The following is a 1,659-nucleotide window of genomic DNA, read 5'->3' as shown; positions in this document are numbered from 1 at the left end:
GCGAGCCCCAACAGGGCCGCCGGCGAGGGCGAATCGGGCCACGACCTGCGGATTCCGCCAGCTTGATCGGCTACACCACTCGGCGGGACGCCATCTGAACCAGCGTGAGCAGCGCCTGGCCGAAGCAACCAAGCTCGCGCCAGCGGGTGCTACGGGTTCGACGGTGCTCGCACAGCAACCAGGCAACATGCTCGACGAGCTCATACGGGACATCGAGCGTGGCTCGATACGGAACCACCAGGGCCCCTTCAACCGCCGGTGTGACGAGTGGAGCCAGCACGCCAACGACCAGGGGCCCTGCCTCGTCACCGCACCCTCCGAACAGCCCCTTTCACCCATCAGCACAGGATGAAAGGGGCTCAGTGCGTTTCCTCTTGCGGTCGGGGGGCACCAGTCGGTGTGGACGGAGCACCCGGAAGACGACGCCCGCGATGATCTGGCCCTGCAATGCGCCGGGGTCCGCATTGCCGTGGAGTTCACCACAGCGGCCGACAGACGACTGGAGGGAGGGCCTCCAGGAGTCGAACGCCGTGGGCGCAGCAACACCGTTGCAGTCCCCGTCGTGGACGGGACCGGCACAGGTACGGACGAGGAGGTGGGGCGGTGTAGTGATGGGACTGTCCCGGGCGGTCGTGCGGCTGCCGCCCAAAAGAAGGTCGTCCGCGGGCCTCCGGGGCAGGGTGGAGGTCCGCGGACGGCCGGTCCGGATCAGTAACGCGGAGCGTGGTGCTCGACGTACTCCTTGAGACGGGCCAGGTCGCGCTGTCCGGCGCCGCTGGTCCTTGCGCCGTAGGTGCGGTCGGCGGTGACCGGGGCCACGGTGACGTGGCCTCGACCGAGCAGGGCGGTGGAGTCCGCACCCCTGACGGTCTCGGTGCAGTCACTGGCCGGCTCGTTGTCGCAGATGTCGAACGTGATGTCGAAGAGGTCGCTGCCCAACTCACCAGGCGTACGGGCCTCATAAGCGTGCCAGACGACCTTCCCGTGTCCAATGCTCGTCCACACGGGGGGCTTGGCCCTGCGCCCTGCGCTCACGTCCGGGTAGTCGACCTTGAGCGCGAACAGGTCGGTGAGCAGGTCGCGCTCGCGCAGCCCGCCGAGGAAGCCGGCGGCGAAGCGGGCGTGGGCCCGGTAGTTGACGACCGGGAAGTTGAACTGGCTCGCGTCACTGGACGAGGAGAAGGCAACTGCGGGGACGCCCTCGTCGAGAGCCGCGAGCGCGCCTCCGACGGTGCCGGAGTCGTTGACCTGGGCACTGACGTTGGGGCCGGAATTGATCCCGGTAACGACCAGGTCGGGGTGGTCCTGCCAACCGACCTTGGCTGCGAGGCCACCGCGCAGTGCGAACTTAACGGTGTCCGTCGGGGTGGCGCTGGGCGAGTCCGGGCCGCACGGGCCGGCTGCCAGGCACACGCCGTAGACGGGCGATCCGGACGGAGTGCCGGAACAGTCATTCTCGTATCCGGCGGGGAGCTGGGTGCGGTGGCGCAGAGAGAGCGTGCCGCCATTGGTGACGGCCGTGCCCTTGCCGGACTGCACCTGCCACGGTGCGATGACGACGACGTCGGGCCTTGTCCCCGGAGGGTGGACACCTGTTCGTGTCGTTATGCGGCAAGTATCAGGGTAGCTGACTGTTGTTCGTAAGTGATCGGTGCCTGC

General features: G+C 68.3%; 1 protein-coding gene and 1 pseudogene. Both read right to left on the bottom strand.

The window, feature by feature from the left end; genetic code table 11:
* Positions 1 to 91: 91 nt before the first annotated feature.
* Positions 92 to 280, bottom strand: a pseudogene (locus tag ACFW2Y_RS35760) (IS5/IS1182 family transposase); the annotation flags it as partial.
* A 428-nt stretch (positions 281 to 708) separates the two neighbouring features.
* Positions 709 to 1,554 carry a 5'/3'-nucleotidase SurE gene (locus ACFW2Y_RS35755; RefSeq protein ID WP_384887903.1) on the bottom strand — a complete coding sequence of 282 codons (846 nt, stop codon included), beginning with the start codon at positions 1,552 to 1,554 and terminating at the stop codon, positions 709 to 711.
* Positions 1,555 to 1,659 lie beyond the last annotated feature (105 nt).

Source organism: Streptomyces sp. NPDC058877, assembly GCF_042742855.1.
GTDB lineage: Bacteria > Actinomycetota > Actinomycetes > Streptomycetales > Streptomycetaceae > Streptomyces.
This window is presented reverse-complemented; position numbering and strand designations above follow the sequence as displayed.